Below are 17,200 nucleotides of genomic sequence, written 5' to 3'. Positions count from 1 at the left end.
AACGCTGTCCGTCATGTGAACAAACGGCGTGGTTCCGGGCTCGGACTGTCGGTGGTCACGGCTTGACTGGGGTCATGGCCAAGGACGTGCGACCCGGCGGAGACCACCCGGTCTCGCGTGCGGTCGCGCGGCTCCGTTCAGAGCTGGACGCGCTGGCCGAGGTGCCGTTGTTCGGCATGGACGCCGAGGAGACCGGCGCGGCGCTGGTGCAGCTGACCCGGCTCGCCGCGCAGGTCGCCGAGCTCGAGCTTCGGGTGGCCGCGCACGCCGGGGAGATCGGTGTCGAGCAACGGACCGGCGCCACGTCGACGGCGAGCTGGTGGGCGCAGGAGACCCGGCAGGACCGCCGCGCCGCCGCCGGCCGCGTACGGCTCGCCGACGCGCTGGGTCGCTTCCATCACGTGCGTGAGGCGCTGGCAGCCGGTGGGATGAACGCCGAACAGGCCCGCGTCATCACCGCTGCGTTGAACGCGCTGCCCGACGACCTCGACGTGGAGCTGCTGGCGAAGGCCGAGGAGCACCTGGTCGCCGAAGCAGCCCACCACGACCCGACCGCGCTGCGGATCATCGGCAAGCACCTGCTCACCGTGATCGCTCCCGAGATCGGCGAGGCCCACGACGCCCGCGCCCTCGAACGCGAGGAGCAGGCGGCTGCGGCCCGTGCGTTCCTCACCCTCTGCCCCGACGGGCGCGGCAGCATGGTCGGCAAATTCTCGGTGCCCGAGGCGCAGGGTCAGATGCTGCACAAGGCACTGCTCGCGCTGTCGGCGCCCAAGCACGTCACCGGCATGAACGGTGCAGGGTCCTACGAACGTCGTCCCTCACCCGAACGGCTCGGGGAGGCGTTCACCGAACTCATCGAACGCTTCCCCAGCGACCGGCTCCCCGACCTCGGCGGCACCAACGCCACCGTCGTCGTGACCATGGACCTCGACCCCTCACCGGGGGCCTCGCCCACGCGCAGCTGGACACCGGCGCAGTCGTCTCCGCTGCCCAGGCCCGGCGGATGGCCTGCGAAGCAGGCCTGATCCCCGCTGTCCTCGGCGGCGCCTCCGAGGTTCTCGACCTCGGCCGCACCAGCCGCCTTTTCGTCCGACCGCAGCGCACCGCCCTCAACCTCCGACAGCCGACCTGCACCGCACGAGGATGCGACTGGCCCGCCTACCTCTGCCACGCCCACCACGACACCGCCTGGTCACACGGCGGCCTCACGAACCTGGCCGACGCCCGCAACCTCTGCCCCCACCACCACGCCCGCATCCACGACCCCACCTACGAGACCACACGACATCCCGACGGCACCGTCACCTTCCACCGACGCGAATAGCGCAGGCGGGGTCTCGACAAGCTCGACCGACGACCGGGCGCCCGACCGAAGACGGGCGCTCGACCGACGAACGGCGCTCGACCGACGAGGGGCGATCGACCGGCGACCGAGGCTCGACCGACGAACGGGCGCTCGACCCGGATGGAACCGAGCGCGGGGTCCGTCACGTCCGAACAGGAAAAGTGCCACGGAGAGGGCGATTGATGACTGAGGCTCCCGATGGATCGCCGGACGAGCTCCCCGTCGGGCCGGCGGCGAAGCGGCGGCGTCGCGGGTCGGTCGCCGGTGCCGCCGTCGCGACCGCGCTCGTGGTCGGCGGTGCGGCCGTCGGTGGGAGCGCCGTCGTCGGGGACAGCGACGACACCCCGGTCGCCAGGCAGCCGGACGACGCCATCGCCGTGGACCTGCCCACCAGTGATCGGAAAGCGGGCGACGGCGGGTTCCGCGCCCTGCTCCACGGCACGCTCGCGATCGACGAGAACGACTGCGTCTACCTCGCGAACGACGACGCCGAGCGCGTCTACGCCATCTGGCCGTCCGGCTACACCGCGACCGCCGACTCCGCCGACCTCCACCTGTTCGATGCCGAAGGCGCCGAGGTTGCGCGGGACGGCGACATGGTGCAGGTGCGCGGCGGCTACGGGCCGGCGCGGTCCGCTCACCCGTGCCTTCCGACATCCGCCGAGATCGCCCACATCCAGTCCGAGGTCGAGGTGACCGCACCGAAGCCCGAGAGCAGACCTGACCCGGCCGCCGGACCCGGCGACCCCGCGGTCTGGCACGTGGCCGACGCTGCGGGGCTCACGGCCTCGACCACGACGTTGACGGCGGACGTGCAGCGGCTCGGCTGCAACAGCGGCGTCACCGGGCGGGTGCTCTCTCCCGTCGTCGAGTACTCCCCCACCCAGGTGGTCGTGACGTTCGAGGTCGAGGCCGATCCCGACGGCGGTGACTGCCCGGGCAACAGAGCGGTGCCCTACGACGTCGAGCTCGCCGAGCCCCTCGGCGACCGGGCGCTGGTCGACGGCCAGTGCCGACCCGGCGAAGCAGCGGCCACGACGAGCCACTGCTCCTCCGGGGGCCTCCGGTGGGAAGCAGCGTCGGGCGAGTGACCTACTCGCCGGCGGCGTCGGGGCCCGGCCAGTTCTTGTCCGGCTGCGGGACGGGGCGGCCCGGCTGCTCGCCGCCGCGCTGCTCGAGGTAGTTGTTCTTCGGCACCATCACCTTGCGGCGGAAGATGCACACGACCTTGCCGTCCTGGTTGTAGCCGATCGTCTCGACGTGGACGACGCCGCGGTCGTCCTTGGACTTCGACTCCCACTTGTCCAGCACCCGGGTCTCGCCGTAGAGCGTGTCGCCGTGGAACGTCGGCGCGACGTGGCGCAGCGACTCGATCTCGAGGTTGGCGATGGCCTTGCCGGAGATGTCGGGGACCGACATGCCGAGCAGGATCGAGTAGACGTAGTTGCCCACCACGACGTTCCGGCCGAACTGGGTCGTCTCCTCGGCGTAGTTGACGTCCATGTGCAGCGGGTGGTGGTTCATGGTGAGCAGGCAGAACATGTGGTCGTCGAACTCGGTGACCGTCTTGCCGGGCCAGTGCTTGTAGGTGGCACCGACCTCGAACTCCTCGTAGCTGCGACCGAACTGCACAGGGGCTCCTCACGACAGGGGGACGGCGACCCGGACATCCTGCCCGGGCCCCGTCCCCTCCGTCACGGGTGCCGCCGCGTGGGTTACCTCACGGTAGGTTCACGAGCCCCCTCCGCCGGCCTTGCGGCGGTGCATCTTCGGAGCGCCGCCGACGACCTCGGGCCCGTGGGCCTTGGCCTTGGCCGGCCGGTCCTTCGGCACCCCGCGATCGTTGGCCTGCTTGTGGGCCAACGCCTCCTTCATCCGCGCCTTGAGGTCGTCGTTCGCGCCGTTCGTCGCCGTCATGGGTCCTCCTGGGTCGGTGCCGGACCTCCACCGTCGCACCGCACCCCGCGCCCTGTCGACGGCTTATCGCCGCGGCACGTCGGCTCAGGTCGCCATGAACAGGATCATCTCCCGGTCGTACTCGCGGCCCGGGTGCTCCTCGGCGAGGTGGGCCTGGACCCCCTGGACCAGCTCGTCCTCGTCCTGGCCCTTGACCACCTGGCCACAGGGGCAGGTCAACCGCGTCTTCATGCCCGCACCGTAGCCGCGTTGCTTCCGGAGCGCCGCTGCTCGGCCCGCTGGACGGTCGCTCCCGCGAGCACGTCGACCGCCGCCGCCAGCCGTACGTCGGCCGGCACGCCGGCCGGGTCGGCGCCGGGCACCGTCACCGGCGTGAGGTCCGCCAGGTCACCGACCACCCGCGCCCCGGTGGCCGCGACGCGGGCGGTGACCTCCTCGGCCCGCTCCCGGAGCCACCGCGGCGGCGCGAAGCCGATGGGCTCACCGCCGCGGGCGGCCATCACCCGCTTGGCCAGGCCGAACTTCACCAGCGTGTGGTAGTCCCGCTTCTCCAGGCCGGCCTCGGCCAGGCGCCGGTTGAGGTCGAGGAGGACGAGCGCGGAGGCGGCGTCCAACGACGTGTTGGCCGGGCGCACCTCGGCCGCGCCCGAGCCGTCGAGGTGCGCCGCGGTGCAGAAGCGGTCCCACAGCAGGTCCGGCGGCGCGCCGGGGGGCGGCACGGTGACGGCGGTGGTGCGGTCGGGGCCGACCGCGGCGACCCAGTTGCCCACGATCCGGCCCATCCCCTGCTGCCGCCAGAACGCCCGCGCCGGGTCCCGGCCGCCGGCCAGCCCCTCGACGTACTCGGTCCACTCCGTCGTGCCGCCGTTCTGCAGGCTCTCCTGCCACATGGCCGGTACGGCGCGGCCGAGGTCGCGCAGCGTCACGACGACCTCCACCGGCGTCGGCGCGAAGGCGCCGACGACCGCGGCGATCCGCTCGGGCGGCGCCGGGCCGAGGAACTCCATGCTGACGACCACCACGCCGTCGTGCGCGCCGGCCTCGCCCACCAGGCCGGGCCACCGGCCCCGGGCGGCCCGCCCGGCCTGCCGACGGCCGAGCACGTCGCTCACCGCCAGCACCTGGTCGCGCCACGTCTCCCCCGGGAACAGCACGCCGCGCTCGAGCAGGAGCGCCCGGTTCGCGCCGAGCCGGTGCTGCAGGTACGAGGTGCCGGACTTCATCAGCCCCACGTGCAGGACCACCCGGCTCGCCATGCCCGCAGGCTAGTCGAGCCGGGTGGTGTGTCGTCTCCGACGGCGCCGCCGGTCAGGCCTTGAGCTTGTACTCCTTGAGGAGGGAGCGGCCGATGATCATCTTCTGGATGTCCGAGGTGCCTTCGCCGATGAGCATGAAGGCGGCCTCGCGGTAGAGGCGCTCGATCTCGTACTCCTTGGAGTAGCCGTAGCCGCCGTGGATGCGGAAGGAGTCCTGGACGACCTCGTTGCAGTACTCCGCCGCCAGCATCTTGGCCATGCCGGCCTCGACGTCCATCCGCTTGCCGGAGTCCTTGAGCCGGGCGGCCTTGACCATCATCGCGTGCGAGGCCTCGACCTTGGTCGCCATCTCCGCGAGCCGGAAGAGGATCGCCTGGTGGTCGGCGATCTGCTTGCCGAAGGTCTCCCGTTGCTGGGCGTAGGCGATGGCCAGCTCGAAGGCGCGCAGCGCGATGCCGCACGCACGGGCGGCGACGTTGACGCGGCCGACCTCGACGCCGTCCATCATCTGGTAGAAGCCCTGCCCGGTCTGCCCGCCGAGCACCTGGTCGGCCGAGATCTGCATGCCCTCGAAGACGGCCTCGGTGGTGTCGACGCCCTTGTAGCCCATCTTGTCGATCTTCCCGGGGATGGTCAGGCCCGGGGCGGTCTCGCCGAAGCCGGCCTCCTTCTCCACCAGGAAGGTCGTCATGTTCTTGTAGACCGAGTCCGCGCCCTCGTCGGTCTTGACGAGCACCGCGATCAGGTTCGACGTGCCGCCGTTGGTCAGCCACATCTTCTGGCCGTCGATCGTGTAGCCGCCCTGGCCGTCCGCGACGGCCTTGGTCTTGATCGCGGAGACGTCCGAGCCCAGGCCCGGCTCCGACATCGAGAACGACCCGCGGACCTCACCGGCCGCCATCCTCGGCAGGTACTTCCGCTTCTGCTCCTCGGTGCCGTGCTTCATCAGCATGTAGGCCACGATGAAGTGGGTGTTGATGACGCCCGAGACGCTCATCCAGCCCCGTGCGATCTCCTCCACGCAGAGCGCGTACGTCAGCAGCGACTCGCCGAGGCCGTCGTACTCCTCGGGGATCATCAGCCCGAAGATGCCGAGCTCCTTGAGCCCGTCGACGATCTCCTGCGGGTACTCGTCGGCGTGCTCGAGCTCGGTCGCGACCGGGAGGATCTTCTCGTCGACGTACGTCCGGACCGCCTTGATGATCTCGGTCTGCTCCTCGGTGAGACCCTCGGTCTCGCACAGGCGGCCCATGCATTGCTCCTCGGTCGTGGTGGCTCGTGGCTCGGTCGGATGCGGTCTGGGGCCGGCTCGTGCGGTGGCCCGCGACCGAGGTTACCGGTCGGTAGAAGTCGGCGGTATGTCGCGGTTCACACCTGCCGGGCCGGCCGGCCGGGCATCCCCCACCTCCAGTCCCAGCATCCGCAGGCGGCGCTCCAGCGGCTCGACCAGGGACCGCTCGAGGTCCGCCACCAGCGCGGTGAGCGGCACCTCGAGCGCGGCGTTCTCCTCGACCGCCTCGGCCAGCTCCTCGACCTGCCGGGCGAGCTCGGCGACCTCCTCCACCCCCGTGCCCGCGGCGACCCGGCGCAGCACGTCGGGTGAGCGGAGCCGACGCCTCATCGCGCGCCCCTCACAGCGACTGGTTCCGGTAGGTGTTGAGCGCCTTCGCGGTCACCCGGCCGTCGGTCGACCGGGGCGGCAGGAGCAGCTCGGTGACGACGTCGGAGAGCTCGGCCACCCGCAGCTGGAGCTCACGGCTGCGCGCGACCTCCTCCTCGAGCTGGGCGATCCGGGCGCGCAGGTCCTCGGCGCGGCTCTCCACCCGCGGGGCGGTGATCCGGCGGACGACGCCCTTCCCGAGCGCGACGACCCGGGGCTCGTCGGGGTTCGCGACCGAGGCACGCCGGGCGGCGTCCCGCTCGTGCGTGCGCTCGCGGACGAGGAGGAGCAGGCGCACGATGGCCTCGACCGCCACCTCGAGCAGCTCGCCCTCCGCGGCCTCGCCCGGCGTGCGCGCCTGCGGTCGGGTCGCCCGCAGGTCCTCGAGGTCACCACGGACGTCGTAGCCGGCCGCCGCGAGAGCCACGACGGCTGCGTCCGCGCGCTGCGCCGCGTCGGCGTACTGCTCGTCGGTCAGGCCGATGGGCTCCCGGCCCAGCTGCGCCAGGACGCCGTGCGCCAGGGTGTCGCGCAGCCACAGCGCCTGCTCGCGGTTGCCGGTGATCGGCTCCCGGACCTTCTCGTTGACCCGCCGCAGCAGCTCGGCCGAGACCAGGCCCATCGACTCGTTCACCCGCTCCAGGTCGAGCCGCAGGCCGGGCGCCTCGATCCCGCACGCCGCCGCGAACCGGCGCCACAGCTCGTGCTCGTCGCCGGGAGTGGTCGGGACGGTCACCACGTGCACCCGTGCGGGCGGGAGCTCGGCTCCCCAGCGGGCGGCGACACCCGCCGGGTCCATCGTCCGCCAGCCCCACTCCGCCCGGACGCCGGCCGACTCGGGGCGGGGCCGCCAGCGCTCGAGCGGCGTGGTGAGCGCGAACTTCAACCGCTCCTGCCACGCCGACGGCACCGACCGACCGAGGTCACGGGCCGTGATGACGACGTGCACCTCGATGCCGTCCAGGTCGCGGAGGACCCGCGCCACCTGGTCGGCCGAGGCACCGGCGAGGAGCTCGTAGCTGAGCACGGCGACCGGACCCCGCCAACCGCGGACCTCCGCGACCAGGCGGTCCCAGGCGCCCGCGGCGCGGGCGGGGAGGGAGTCGAGGCGGGGGTCCTCGCGGACCACCATCGCCGCGTGCACCCGCTCCAGGTGGGTCTCGCCGACGACGAGCACCCCGGCGTCGGCCAGCACGCCGCGGTTCGCCTCGAGGATCTGCTGCAGGTAGGTCGTCCCGGACTTCGGAGCGCCGACGTGCAGGTAGACGCGGTCGGTCACTGCTGGTCCTCCCTCGGCCGCTCGGGCCACTCGATGATCATCCTCCACTGCGCGGGAGCCCCGCCGGCCACCGCCGCGGCGGCGGCGAGGAAGCCCTCCCGGTGGACGACCCGGCCACCGGCGCGGACCGCCCGGCCCTCCAGCACGCGAGGGTCGACCGGGTGCAGCCGGCCACCGCCCCGCTCGGCCCGGTGCTCGCTGGCGTCGGCCGGTGACAGCGCCCAGCCCGCGAGGTAGGCCGTCCCACCGGTGCGCAGCGTCATCGAGACGAAGCGCCAGAAGTTCTCGGCGCCGTCCGGCTCGAGCGCCTCCAGGAGCTCCCGGGCGTAGACGGCCTGTCGTCGGGCGCGGTCGCGGGCGACCAACGCGCCGCGAGTCAGCACGTCGCGCAGGTCGTAGAGGTTGAGGTGGTCGAAGTCGACGGGGAGCCCGTCGCGCCGGGCCCGCCTGGCGGGGGCACGCAGGCTCTGACGGCCGTAGTCCAGGGCGAGGACCCGGTGGCCCCGCTCGGCCAGGCGCAGGGCGTCCTGGCCCGTGCCGGCCCCGAGCTCGACGACCCGCACGGCGTCCTCCCCGTCGCCCACCGGCAACCGGTCGGCCACCCAGTCGGCGAACCCAGACGGCCCGTGCCCCTCTTCCTGCGCCAGGTCGGCCAGGTACCGCTCCCAGTCGCGTCGCTGGCGCATGAGGGAGGAGAACCAGCCGTCGAAGCGGTCGGTCACCTCCGGTCCGGGCTCGTGGCGGAACGACGGGTCGGGCACCCGCCAGCCGGGTCCGTAGGACACGGTGAGCATGGCGTCCGGGTCCGCCGGCGCGGGCAGCATCCGGCCCTCGAAGGAGATCTCCCGCAGCGGCACGATGGCGCTCCTGGGGACGCGGCGCCGCACCGTCGCGGTCTCGTGGAGCAGGTCGCCGATGTAGAAGCAGGTGTAGACGTCGATGCTGGCCGTGCCGCCGTCCGGCGAGCTGAAGAGGACCGTGATGAACGCCGCCGACTTGTGCAGGACCCGCATGCCGTGGGCCCGCAGGGCCCGGGCGATCCCCCACAGCTCCAGCGCCATCTCGGCAGGGGTGTCCCGCTCGCTGAGGTACGCGAGGTCGATGTCGGAGTCGTGCCCGATCACCGCGCCCTCGCGGGCGGCACCGAGCAGCGTGCCGAAGGCGATCCAGCCGTCGACCCCGCACTCGGTGCGCATCACGTCGAGGATCTGCTCGGTGACCTCGACCATCTGCTCCACGACCCGGGTGTCACGTCCGGAGAAGGGGCGCTGGAGCAGCCCCCACTTGTCGATCATGACGGGGATGCCGTCCTTGTCGACGAAGCGGACGCGCCCGTCGCCGCTGCCGAAGACGACCTCACCGGCGAAGATCTCGGTGCCGGCGGCGACCACCCGGACCTGCGAGGTCCCGTCGAGCCACCGGGTCATCCGCTTCGGCCAGGCGACGAACCGCTCGCCCGGCCCCGCCGCGAAGGACCAGGCGTGGTGGCCGTCGAAGAGCACGTCGGCGGAGCCTTCGAAGCCGTCCGGCAGGTGGACCCCGGCGTCGTCGACGCGCGGTCGCGCGTCGGTACCCGCGTCGTCCACCATGAGGCGTGAGGCTACGGCACCGACACCTGGGTCGTGATGACGGCGTGGTCGGTGATGCGGCGGACCAGGGGGCCGGTGTCCATCCGGAAGCCGGAGAACTGCACGTCCCGGGTGCCGAAGATCCAGTCGACCCGCATCGGCCGCGGCGGCCGGCAGGTGCCGTCGTTGCTGCCGCCGTTCGCGGCCTGGAGCCCCGCCTGGCCGGTGAACCGGCAGAAGGCGTCCTCGTGCTCGTTGAAGTCGCCGATGATGAAGACGGGGATGCCGTCGCGCTTCAGCGTGTTGACCGCGGCGACCTCGATCTGCTCCGCCTTGTCCCGCTCGTCCTCCCGGCCCTGGCGGTCCTTGGGCGAGTTGTGGACGTTGACGACGTAGACCTCGCGGCCTGTCTCCAGGTGCTGCAGGCGCACCACCGGCTGCGGCCGGGTGCCGCCCATGAACGGCACCGTGATCGAATCGCGGTAGGTCGCGGTCCACACCGAGGTGTCCCACATGAGCGACTGCGGGATGCCCTTGCCGCCCAGCGCCGCGCCGGGCCAGAACTCGAAGCGGCCACCGGTGGCCCGGCCGAGGGCCTCGACCTGGTCGGCCTGGATCTCCTGCAACCCGACGATCGAGGCGCCGTAGGAGGCCACCAGTCCGGCGGCCCACTCGGTCCGGAGCCGGCCGGGCGCGTACTCCGCAGCCGAGCCCCCGGGGGCGGTGTGCTGGCTGCCGAGGATGTTGAAGGTCGTCAGCGTGAAGGAGTACGGGTCGTCGGCCGCCTCGTCCTGTGCGCGGCGCGCCAGCTCCTCGGCGCCGCGAGGCACCCGCTGCAGGGCCTGGGGCGCCACGTCACCGCGGTCGAGCAGCGCCGCCTCGGCCACCTCCTGCGGGCTCAACCGGGCCAGCTCGGCGGCGCTCGTGCGGCTCGCGGACGGGGACGCCGCCGGGCCCGCGGCCGGCTCTCCTCCGCCGCCGGGCAGCAGGTTGGCCAGGGCGACCACCGCGACGACGGCCACGACGCCGCCCACCGTGCCGAGGGCCGCCCGCCGCTCGGCGCGGCGCTCCAGCTCCCGCTCGGCCGACTGCTCGTCGAGGGGACCGCTCACGAGACCTCCTCCGGAACCGGTCGATCGGTGCTGCTGCCGTCGCCGACCTGCCCCACCTCGTTGTTGCCCCAGCACGCCGTACCACCCCGCGCCGTGCCACCACAGGCGTGGAACCAGCCGGTGTCGAGCGAGAGCCAGGCGTGCCCTCCCCCGACCGGGACCGGGACCGTCCGGTCGCCCCGGGTGCCGTCGCCGACCTGCCCGTAGCGCCCGCTGCCCCAGCACCAGGCCTGACCGGCGTTGTCGACGCCGCACGTGGTGGCGTCGCCGGTGCTGATGCTAGTCCAGATCTGCTGGCCCGCCACCGGTTCCGGCGTACGCCGCGGCGCGCGGCGGGCGCTGCCCAGCTGGCCGTCGGCGTTGAGCCCCCAGCACAGGGCGGCGCCGGCGACGCTCACTCCGCAGGTGTGGCCCCAGCCCGCGTCCAGTCGCGCCCACTGCTGTGCCGGACCCGGTGTCGCCCCGGGCTGCGGCACCGGCTGCGGCACCGGCTGCGGCTCGGGCCTGGCGTTGCCGAGCTGGCCGAAGGTGTTCTGGCCCCAGCACCACGCCGTCCCGTCCAGCTTGGTGCCGCACGTGAAGTAGCCGCCGGTCGTCACGGTGGCCCAGTCGCGGCCGGTGCCCACGCGGGTGGGCCGGCCCCGGTGGCGGTAGGTGCCGTCGCCGAGCTGGCCGCGCAGGTTCTGCCCCCAGCACCACAGCGTGCCGTTCTGCCGGGTCCCGCACGTGTGGAACCAGCTGGTGCTGACCGAGGTCCACGTGGTGTCGGCACCTACCTGCACCGGCGTGGTCCGTGGCCGGCCCTTCCCGATGCCGAGCTGGCCGAAGTTGTCCAGGCCCCAGCACCACAGCGAGCCCTCGGTGCGGATGCCGCAGGTGGTGGAGCCGCTGGTGCTGAGGGTCCTCCAACGGTCGTCACCCGCCACCTCGACCGGCGTCAGGCGAGTGGTCGTCGTGCCGTCGCCGAGCTGCCCGTGGCTGTTGCGCCCCCAGCACCAGGCGGTGCCGTCGTCGCGCACGGCGCAGGAGACCTGGCCGCCGGCGGTGACGGCGGCGGGGCCGGCGGGGACGGTCAGCACGACCACCCCGGTCGTGGCCGTCGTCGCCGGCGTGGTGCCACGGACCCGGTAGGAGATGTTCCACGTCCCCGCCTGCTCCGGCGTGCCTGCGAGCAGGCCGTCGGCGTCGAGCACCAGGCCCGCCGGCACGTGCTGCGGGTCCTCCCAGACGACTCCGGGGCCCGCGGCGGGGTCGACCGACACCTCCAGCTGGAGCCGGAACGGCTGGCCCAGGGTGGCCGTGGCCACCTGGACGTCGGGGCGCGGCACCGGCCACGACGTCGCGCGGGCCACCAGCGCCCGGGCGGCCCGACGGACCGCGGCCGCACCGGGCCCCGAGGCGTAGGACCGGGCGGTCCGGACGGCGGCCCGGACCGGGGTGTTCCTCGGGTCGCAGACCAGGTCGCCGTCGGTGCACACGCTCCACACGGCGTACGTCGGGGTGGGGGCCGGCACGTCGGGCCCGGCCGCCAGCAGCCGGGTCGCGATCCCGCTGCGCCCGCGGGCGGCCGGCGGTGCGCCGAGGGCGGTCGCCGACGTACCCGCCCGCCGGTCGGGGTCCGAGACGAGCGCGGCCCCGGCCACCCGCGCCAGCCCGTCGGGTCGCTCCGCGAGGACGTCGAGGGCTCGGTGCACCGCGGCGGCGCCCTGGGCGTGGCCGACGAGTCCGACCTGCTGGTCGGGGCAGTCGACGGCCCTGCGGTCCAGGAGCGACAGGAGCGCGTCCGTCGCTGCCGGGACGGGACGCATCCAGGCGCCGGCCCGTGCACGGGTCACGGCCCGCAGCGCACGGTCCCGGCGGGCCCGGGGGGCGACGAGGGCCGTCACGGGCCGGGAGGCCATCGGCACCCGCACCGCTTCCACGGTCCGGCCGGCCTCGCGGGCGACGCGGGTGAGGGCCCGGGCGGTGGCCTGGACGGTGCGGCCGAAGGTCTGGCCGCTCCGCGGCGTCTCGCCGGCACCGTCCACGCCGAGGACCAGGAGGTCGGCGCAGGACTCGACCGCCACGGCCGTCGCGGCGCCGAGCACGGCGCGGTCCCGTTCCTGCCGGTCGCTCCGAGCCGAGCCGGTGTGGAGGAGCGCCGCGACCACCGCCACCGAGACGACGGCGGCGGCGATCAGCAGGAGGGCCTGGCTGCCCTGACGTCGCACGGAGGTCAACCTAGGCCGCGACCACGCGCGCGCCGCGGCGCCGCGCGGGAGTGATCAGTTGACCTGGATGCCGGCGTAGGGGTTGCCGCCCCGGGCCACCAGCGCCCTGCGGGCGAGCAGCGCCTGCGTCTCGCGCTGCTTCTGCACGCGCGGGTTGCGGCTGTAGGCCGGCGGGTTGGCGTAGAGGTGGTCGACCCAGTCGGCGTACTGCTTGCGGACGCCGGCGCCGTAGATCCGCATCACGATCTCGTCGCTGACCAGCGCGACGCTGGTCCAGTTCGCCGAGCCGTTCCACGTGACCTCGGCGTCGGTCTTGCCCTGGTACCGACCGCTGACCGCCATGTACTTCATGTGCAGGTAGCGGTCGTAGACGCCGTCGAAGTTCCAGTCCTGGGCGATCTGCCGGTGCGGGACGGGGCCCCGGCCGGTGTTGCGCAGGATGTTGAGGACGTTGTTGCCGAAGACGGCGTAGACGATCTTGATGTCGCAGCCGCGCTGCCACATCGTCCGCAGCCGCTGGGCGATGGCCTTGCCCCGCTCGCCGTGCATCGAGGTCTGGGCGATGCGGATCTTGGTCATGCCGTTGGTGCCGGTGCCGCCGGTCGCCCCGGCGCACACGATGTCGTTGAGGTCGCGCAGCAGCGGGTCCTCCTGGGTGCCTGCGCCGCGGTAGGGGTAGAAGTACGACGTGTAGGGGCCGTGCTCGTAGGACTCGTAGGCCTGCCGGACGACCTTGTCCTTGCGCATCTGGTCGAAGACGTGCTCGAACTCGGCGTAGATGTTGGCGCGGTTGCGGATGGTGAAGACGTCGTTCCACTGGCCGTAGGCGGCGAGGTCCGTGGCGTTGTTGGAGCCGTAGATGACGACGTCCTCGGCCCGCCCGGCCTTGCTGAAGAGGAAGAACTTGGTGTGCGCGATGCCGCTGCGGTTGCGGCACGAGCTCACGCACTTGCGCACGTCGCTCTTCATCTCGGCCCTGCGGTTGGCCTCCCGCTTCTTGAAGGCCGCCTGCATCCGGTTCACGCCCTCGTTGACGTTCTCCTTGTTGGCGTTCAGCCGGTCGAGCACCACCCGCACGGAGACGCCGCGGTTGTGCGCCGCGATCAGCGCGTCGACGATGTCGTCGCTGCGGATGTTCCAGCTCGCGAACCGGATCTTCTCCCGCCCCGGCACGCTGTTGATCGTGCGGATCAGGTGGCCGATGATCCGGCGGCGCGCCTCCCGGTCGCCGAGCGGGTCGTTGACCCGGACGCCGACCGGCGGGGTGTAGCGCATCGGCGCTGGCTTCACCCGGCGCGTCGGCGCGGCGAGCCGCTCGGGCGCGGCCTCGACGGCGGGCTCGCTGGACGACGGCTGGCTGGACGACGGCTGGGCGATGGACGGCGAGGCGCCGAGCAGCCCGGCGAGGAGGGCCAGGACGGCGGCGAGCACGGTCGCGGCGGAGAGACGGCGCACGCGGGTTCACACTCCGGAGACGAGAGGACGACCAGCCCGGGGCCGAGGCTGTCCGGGGACGGTCGTCCCGGGCGGAAGGCTACCCCCGCAACGGCTCAGCCGCTGCACTTGCGCAGGACGTCCTGGTACGCCGGATCCTCGACCAGCTCACCGGCCGCCTCCGCGATCCGTCCCCCGGGCACGGCGTAGAACCGCTCGTGGGTGACCAACGGCTTGCCGAACTCGCAGTAGCGCCCGTCCATCGCGACCCACGCCCCGGCGTCCACGCACCCGTCGTAGCCGCGCGGCAGCGTGGCACCCTCGGTCCAGACGTCGGTGCAGGCGGGCCCGGCGGGCTCCGATGGCTCCGATGCCGCCGGGCTCGACGCCGAGGCGGCGGGGTCCGCAGCGGTCGTACCCGCGTCCTCGCCACAACCGGTGAGGAGGGCGGCGCCCAGCGCCAGCGGCGCGAGCAGGGTGGCGGACCGACGAGGGGTCATGGCCGCACTGTACGCCGGAACAGCCCGCGTCGCCGAGGGCCGCGGCCGGCCTCCTCGAGCAGGCGGGCCGCGATCCGCGCCGGGTCCTCGCCGGCCGGGGGCGGCACGTCGGGGTCGGGGTCCCCCGGCCCGCCGAGCACCGGCCACAGCTCCGCGGACGGGCCGTGCAGCGGGTGGGCGCCCGCCGCGAGCTCCCCGAGCCACTGCTCGGTCACGCCCTCGAGCAGGGCCCGGAGCCGGTGCGGGGCCCGGGGCCGCGGCGAGCGGCGCGCCGCGAGCTCCCCCTCGGCGTACTGCTTCTTGACGACGCGGTTGTGCTCGGCGGGGCCGAGGCGGCCGGCGAGCTCGCGGTTGACCGCACGGAGCAGCGCGATCTCCGGCGCGCCCAGTGACGGGTTGGCGAGCGCCTCGGCCGGCCCCTCGACCAGCGCAGGGTCGAGCCGGCCGGCGGCGGCGAAGCGGCGCCACAGCTCCAGCGGCTCCGCTCCGGGGGGCGGGCAGACGACCAGGTGGACCCGCTCGGGCGGGAGCGGGGCGGACCAGCGCTGCAGCGCCCACACCCAGTCCTGGGCGTGCCAGAAGTGCGGGCGTCGGCCGCCGGCGTCGGGGCCGACGTCGCGGCCGGTGTCGGCCCGCAGCTCGCTCGCCTCCAGCTCCGCGAAGGAGCGGACGTCCCCCCGCTTGACCTCCTCCTGCCAGTGCGCGGTCACCTGCCGGCCGAGGTCCCGCGCGGTGACGACCACGTCGACCTCGACCCCCGCCAGCGGCGCGAGGGTCGCCTCGACCTGGGCGGGGGTGGCGCCGGCCAGCACCTCGTGCCCCAGCACCGCCACGCCGTCCCAGCCGCGTGCCCGGTCCACCAGCGCCGACCAGGTGCCGGCGACCTCGCGCGCCGCGAGCCCGAACCGATCGTGGGAGCCACGGACCTCGACCGCGGCGTGGAACATCGCGCCCGGCCGCAGGAAGGGGTAGAGCACCCCGCCGGCACGCAGGGCCTCCCGGTGCGTCGCGAGCAGCGACTGGAGGTAGGTCGTGCCCGTCTTGGGCAGCCCGACGTGGAGGACGACGCGCACGTCCGCCATCCTCGCACCGGACCGCTCCGGCGGCGGGTGGGCCGCTAGCCTCGCTCCGTGAGCACCACGCCTGTCCGCGTCTACGCGGCCCGACTGGTCGGGTTGCCGATCTTCGACCCCCAGGGCGACCAGGTGGCGAAGGTCCGCGACCTGGTGGTCGCGGTGCGGTCGGAGGTCAACCAGCCACGCGTGCTGGGCATGGTGGCCGAGGTGTTCGGACGCCGGAGGATCTTCGTGCCGATGACCCGGGTGACCAACATCGACGCCGGCCAGGTCTACACGACCGGGCTGCTCAACATGCGCCGGTTCGAGCAGCGGTCGACCGAGACGCTGGTGATCGGCGAGATGCTCGACCGACAGGTGACGATCCCCTCCAGCGGGGTGAGCGGCACGGTCTACGACGTGGCCATGGAGCAGGCCCGCAACCGGGACTGGGTGCTGAGCCGGGTCGCCGTGCAGGAGCCGGCCAAGGGGCTGCGCCGCCGCGGCCAGACCCACGTCGTCGAGTGGCGCGACGTCGTCGGCCTGACCCGACGGGAGCAGACCCAGGGCGCCACCCACCTCGTGCACGCGCTCAACGAGATGCGCCCCGCCGACGCTGCCAGCATGATCCACGACCTGCCGAAGGAGCGCCGGACGGCCGTCGTCGCCGCGCTCGACGACGAGCGGCTCGCCGACGTCCTTGAGGAGCTGCCCGAGGAGGACCAGGTCGAGATCCTCAGCCACCTCGACTCCGAGCGCGCCGCCGACGTCCTCGAGGAGATGTCGGCCGACGACGCCGCCGACCTGATCGCCGAGCTCTCGCCCGAGGCGGCCGAGGCGCTGCTGAGCCTGATGGAGCCGGCTGAGGCGGACGACGTGCGCCGCCTGATGTCGTACGTCGAGGACACCGCCGGCGCCATGATGACGCCCGAGCCGGTCATCCTCGGCCCCGACGCGACCGTGGCCGACGCGCTCGCCCACGTCCGCAACCCCGAGCTCACCCCGTCGCTGGCCGCGCTGGTCTACGTGTGCCGACCGCCGCTGGAGACGCCCACCGGGCGCCTGCTCGGGGTGGCCCACATCCAGCGGCTGCTGCGCGAGCCGCCCTCCACGCTGGTGGCGGGCGCGCTCGACGACTCCATGGAGAACCTCAAGCCGGAGGCGACGATCGACCAGGTGGCCGCCCACCTCGCGACGTACAACATGGTCGCCGCGCCGGTCGTCGACGAGAACGGCCACCTCCTCGGGGCGGTCACCGTCGACGACCTGCTCGACCACATGCTGCCGGCGGGCTGGCGGGACCGGGCGGTGCGCCATGGCTGAGGGCCGCACCAGCCGGGGTCCGCGGCTGGACACCCCGCGGGAGACCCGCCGCACCCTCGTCCGGCGCCCGACGTACGACCCCGACACCTTCGGCGTCTTCGCCGAGCAGTTCGCACGGTTCATGGGCACCGCCCGGTTCCTGCTCTACATGACGGGCTTCGTGGTCATCTGGGTCTGCTGGAACCTCCTGGCGCCCGAGCGGGTGCGCTTCGACGACTACCCGTTCATCTTCCTCACGCTCATGCTGAGCCTGCAGGCGTCGTACGCCGCGCCGCTCATCCTGCTGGCCCAGAACCGGCAGGAGGCGCGGGACCGGGTGATCGCGGAGCAGGACCGCCAGGCCGACGCCCGGGCCCACGCCGACATGGAGTTCCTGGCCCGCGAGGTCGCCTCGCTGCGGATGTCGGTCGGCGAGGTCGCCACCCGCGACTTCCTCCGCTCGGAGATGCGCTCGCTGGTCCAGGAGCTCGAGGAGCGTGAGTCGCGTCTCGCCGGGTCCGCCGATGACCGGTCCGACCCGGCGGCGACCTAGACTCGA

18 protein-coding genes are annotated in these 17,200 nt (G+C 73.6%); 5 read left to right on the top strand and 13 right to left on the bottom strand.

What is annotated here, in order from left to right; all coding sequences use genetic code 11:
- Positions 1-74 precede the first annotated feature (74 nt).
- The 3 genes from ACSMHG_RS06950 to ACSMHG_RS06940 all read left to right on the top strand — a co-directional run bounded on the left by ACSMHG_RS06950 (position 75) and on the right by ACSMHG_RS06940 (position 2,439).
- Complete coding sequence (locus ACSMHG_RS06950; RefSeq protein WP_435743067.1) at positions 75-1,028, top strand: DUF222 domain-containing protein; 954 nt, start codon at positions 75-77, stop codon at positions 1,026-1,028.
- The gene (locus ACSMHG_RS06945; RefSeq protein ID WP_435743065.1) at positions 1,007-1,327 is read left to right on the top strand and encodes an HNH endonuclease signature motif containing protein; all 321 of its coding nucleotides are present in this window, start codon (positions 1,007-1,009) and stop codon (positions 1,325-1,327) included. Before ACSMHG_RS06950 ends, ACSMHG_RS06945 begins: the two co-directional genes overlap by 22 nt.
- 203 nt (positions 1,328-1,530) lie before the next feature.
- Complete coding sequence (locus ACSMHG_RS06940; protein ID WP_435743063.1) at positions 1,531-2,439, top strand: hypothetical protein; 909 nt, start codon at positions 1,531-1,533, stop codon at positions 2,437-2,439.
- Position 2,440: 1 nt separating this feature from the next.
- Here the strand turns inward: ACSMHG_RS06940 and ACSMHG_RS06935 are convergent, their stop codons facing one another.
- The 13 genes from ACSMHG_RS06935 to ACSMHG_RS06875 all read right to left on the bottom strand — a co-directional run bounded on the left by ACSMHG_RS06935 (position 2,441) and on the right by ACSMHG_RS06875 (position 15,357).
- Positions 2,441-2,980 (bottom strand): MaoC family dehydratase, encoded by a 540-nt coding sequence (locus ACSMHG_RS06935; protein ID WP_435743060.1) that lies wholly within the window; start codon positions 2,978-2,980, stop codon positions 2,441-2,443.
- 99 nt (positions 2,981-3,079) lie between these two features.
- Positions 3,080-3,265 (bottom strand): DUF5302 domain-containing protein, encoded by a 186-nt coding sequence (locus ACSMHG_RS06930; protein WP_435743058.1) that lies wholly within the window; start codon positions 3,263-3,265, stop codon positions 3,080-3,082.
- 84 nt (positions 3,266-3,349) lie between these two features.
- A complete protein-coding gene (locus tag ACSMHG_RS06925; protein WP_435743056.1) occupies positions 3,350-3,496 on the bottom strand; it encodes a DUF1059 domain-containing protein in 147 nt (48 codons plus the stop codon).
- Positions 3,493-4,521, bottom strand: coding sequence for a hypothetical protein (locus tag ACSMHG_RS06920; protein WP_435743053.1), 1,029 nt, complete (start codon positions 4,519-4,521; stop codon positions 3,493-3,495). The genes ACSMHG_RS06925 and ACSMHG_RS06920 overlap by 4 nt, the downstream gene beginning before the upstream one ends.
- 52 nt (positions 4,522-4,573) lie before the next feature.
- The gene (locus ACSMHG_RS06915) at positions 4,574-5,773 is read right to left on the bottom strand and encodes an acyl-CoA dehydrogenase family protein (protein ID WP_435743051.1); all 1,200 of its coding nucleotides are present in this window, start codon (positions 5,771-5,773) and stop codon (positions 4,574-4,576) included.
- Between the two features lie 81 nt (positions 5,774-5,854).
- Positions 5,855-6,142, bottom strand: coding sequence for a hypothetical protein (locus ACSMHG_RS06910; protein ID WP_435743049.1), 288 nt, complete (start codon positions 6,140-6,142; stop codon positions 5,855-5,857).
- 10 nt (positions 6,143-6,152) lie between these two features.
- Positions 6,153-7,460: a DUF6752 domain-containing protein gene (locus ACSMHG_RS06905; protein WP_435743047.1), complete on the bottom strand. Its 1,308-nt coding sequence runs from the start codon at positions 7,458-7,460 to the stop codon at positions 6,153-6,155.
- Positions 7,457-9,049: a class I SAM-dependent methyltransferase gene (locus ACSMHG_RS06900; RefSeq protein WP_435743046.1), complete on the bottom strand. Its 1,593-nt coding sequence runs from the start codon at positions 9,047-9,049 to the stop codon at positions 7,457-7,459. Before ACSMHG_RS06900 ends, ACSMHG_RS06905 begins: the two co-directional genes overlap by 4 nt.
- A gap of 11 nt (positions 9,050-9,060) precedes the next feature.
- Positions 9,061-10,140 carry an endonuclease/exonuclease/phosphatase family protein gene (locus tag ACSMHG_RS06895; RefSeq protein WP_435743044.1) on the bottom strand — a complete coding sequence of 360 codons (1,080 nt, stop codon included), beginning with the start codon at positions 10,138-10,140 and terminating at the stop codon, positions 9,061-9,063.
- Positions 10,137-12,350 (bottom strand): RCC1 domain-containing protein, encoded by a 2,214-nt coding sequence (locus tag ACSMHG_RS06890; protein WP_435743042.1) that lies wholly within the window; start codon positions 12,348-12,350, stop codon positions 10,137-10,139. The genes ACSMHG_RS06895 and ACSMHG_RS06890 overlap by 4 nt, the downstream gene beginning before the upstream one ends.
- A 54-nt stretch (positions 12,351-12,404) precedes the next feature.
- Complete coding sequence (locus ACSMHG_RS06885) at positions 12,405-13,805, bottom strand: phospholipase D-like domain-containing protein (protein WP_435743040.1); 1,401 nt, start codon at positions 13,803-13,805, stop codon at positions 12,405-12,407.
- Between the two features lie 95 nt (positions 13,806-13,900).
- Entirely contained in the window at positions 13,901-14,284 is a 384-nt protein-coding gene (locus ACSMHG_RS06880; protein ID WP_435743038.1) for a hypothetical protein, read from the bottom strand.
- A complete protein-coding gene (locus tag ACSMHG_RS06875) occupies positions 14,281-15,357 on the bottom strand; it encodes a hypothetical protein (RefSeq protein ID WP_435743036.1) in 1,077 nt (358 codons plus the stop codon). The genes ACSMHG_RS06880 and ACSMHG_RS06875 overlap by 4 nt, the downstream gene beginning before the upstream one ends.
- A 57-nt stretch (positions 15,358-15,414) precedes the next feature.
- Here ACSMHG_RS06875 and ACSMHG_RS06870 point away from each other — a divergent pair, with 57 nt between their 5' ends.
- Both ACSMHG_RS06870 and ACSMHG_RS06865 read left to right on the top strand, forming a co-directional pair.
- Entirely contained in the window at positions 15,415-16,662 is a 1,248-nt protein-coding gene (locus tag ACSMHG_RS06870) for a magnesium transporter MgtE N-terminal domain-containing protein (RefSeq protein WP_435743034.1), read from the top strand.
- The gene (locus tag ACSMHG_RS06865; protein ID WP_435743032.1) at positions 16,655-17,194 is read left to right on the top strand and encodes a DUF1003 domain-containing protein; all 540 of its coding nucleotides are present in this window, start codon (positions 16,655-16,657) and stop codon (positions 17,192-17,194) included. The genes ACSMHG_RS06870 and ACSMHG_RS06865 overlap by 8 nt, the downstream gene beginning before the upstream one ends.
- The last annotated feature ends 6 nt before the right edge of the window (positions 17,195-17,200 follow it).

Origin of the sequence: Nocardioides ureilyticus (assembly GCF_051280745.1) — a bacterium.
Lineage (GTDB): Bacteria > Actinomycetota > Actinomycetes > Propionibacteriales > Nocardioidaceae > Nocardioides.
This window is presented reverse-complemented; position numbering and strand designations above follow the sequence as displayed.

What these genes read in the sequence shown, in the direction of transcription:
- ACSMHG_RS06950 (WP_435743067.1), top strand. Translation starts at nt 75, where the DNA reads ATGGCCAAGGACGTGCGACCCGGCGGAGACCACCCGGTCTCGCGTGCG.
- ACSMHG_RS06945 (WP_435743065.1), top strand. Translation starts at nt 1,007, where the DNA reads ATGGCCTGCGAAGCAGGCCTGATCCCCGCTGTCCTCGGCGGCGCCTCC.
- ACSMHG_RS06940 (WP_435743063.1), top strand. Translation starts at nt 1,531, where the DNA reads ATGACTGAGGCTCCCGATGGATCGCCGGACGAGCTCCCCGTCGGGCCG.
- ACSMHG_RS06930 (WP_435743058.1), bottom strand. Translation starts at nt 3,265, where the DNA reads ATGACGGCGACGAACGGCGCGAACGACGACCTCAAGGCGCGGATGAAG.
- ACSMHG_RS06925 (WP_435743056.1), bottom strand. Translation starts at nt 3,496, where the DNA reads ATGAAGACGCGGTTGACCTGCCCCTGTGGCCAGGTGGTCAAGGGCCAG.
- ACSMHG_RS06920 (WP_435743053.1), bottom strand. Translation starts at nt 4,521, where the DNA reads ATGGCGAGCCGGGTGGTCCTGCACGTGGGGCTGATGAAGTCCGGCACC.
- ACSMHG_RS06915 (WP_435743051.1), bottom strand. Translation starts at nt 5,773, where the DNA reads ATGGGCCGCCTGTGCGAGACCGAGGGTCTCACCGAGGAGCAGACCGAG.
- ACSMHG_RS06910 (WP_435743049.1), bottom strand. Translation starts at nt 6,142, where the DNA reads ATGAGGCGTCGGCTCCGCTCACCCGACGTGCTGCGCCGGGTCGCCGCG.
- ACSMHG_RS06900 (WP_435743046.1), bottom strand. Translation starts at nt 9,049, where the DNA reads ATGGTGGACGACGCGGGTACCGACGCGCGACCGCGCGTCGACGACGCC.
- ACSMHG_RS06880 (WP_435743038.1), bottom strand. Translation starts at nt 14,284, where the DNA reads ATGACCCCTCGTCGGTCCGCCACCCTGCTCGCGCCGCTGGCGCTGGGC.
- ACSMHG_RS06865 (WP_435743032.1), top strand. Translation starts at nt 16,655, where the DNA reads ATGGCTGAGGGCCGCACCAGCCGGGGTCCGCGGCTGGACACCCCGCGG.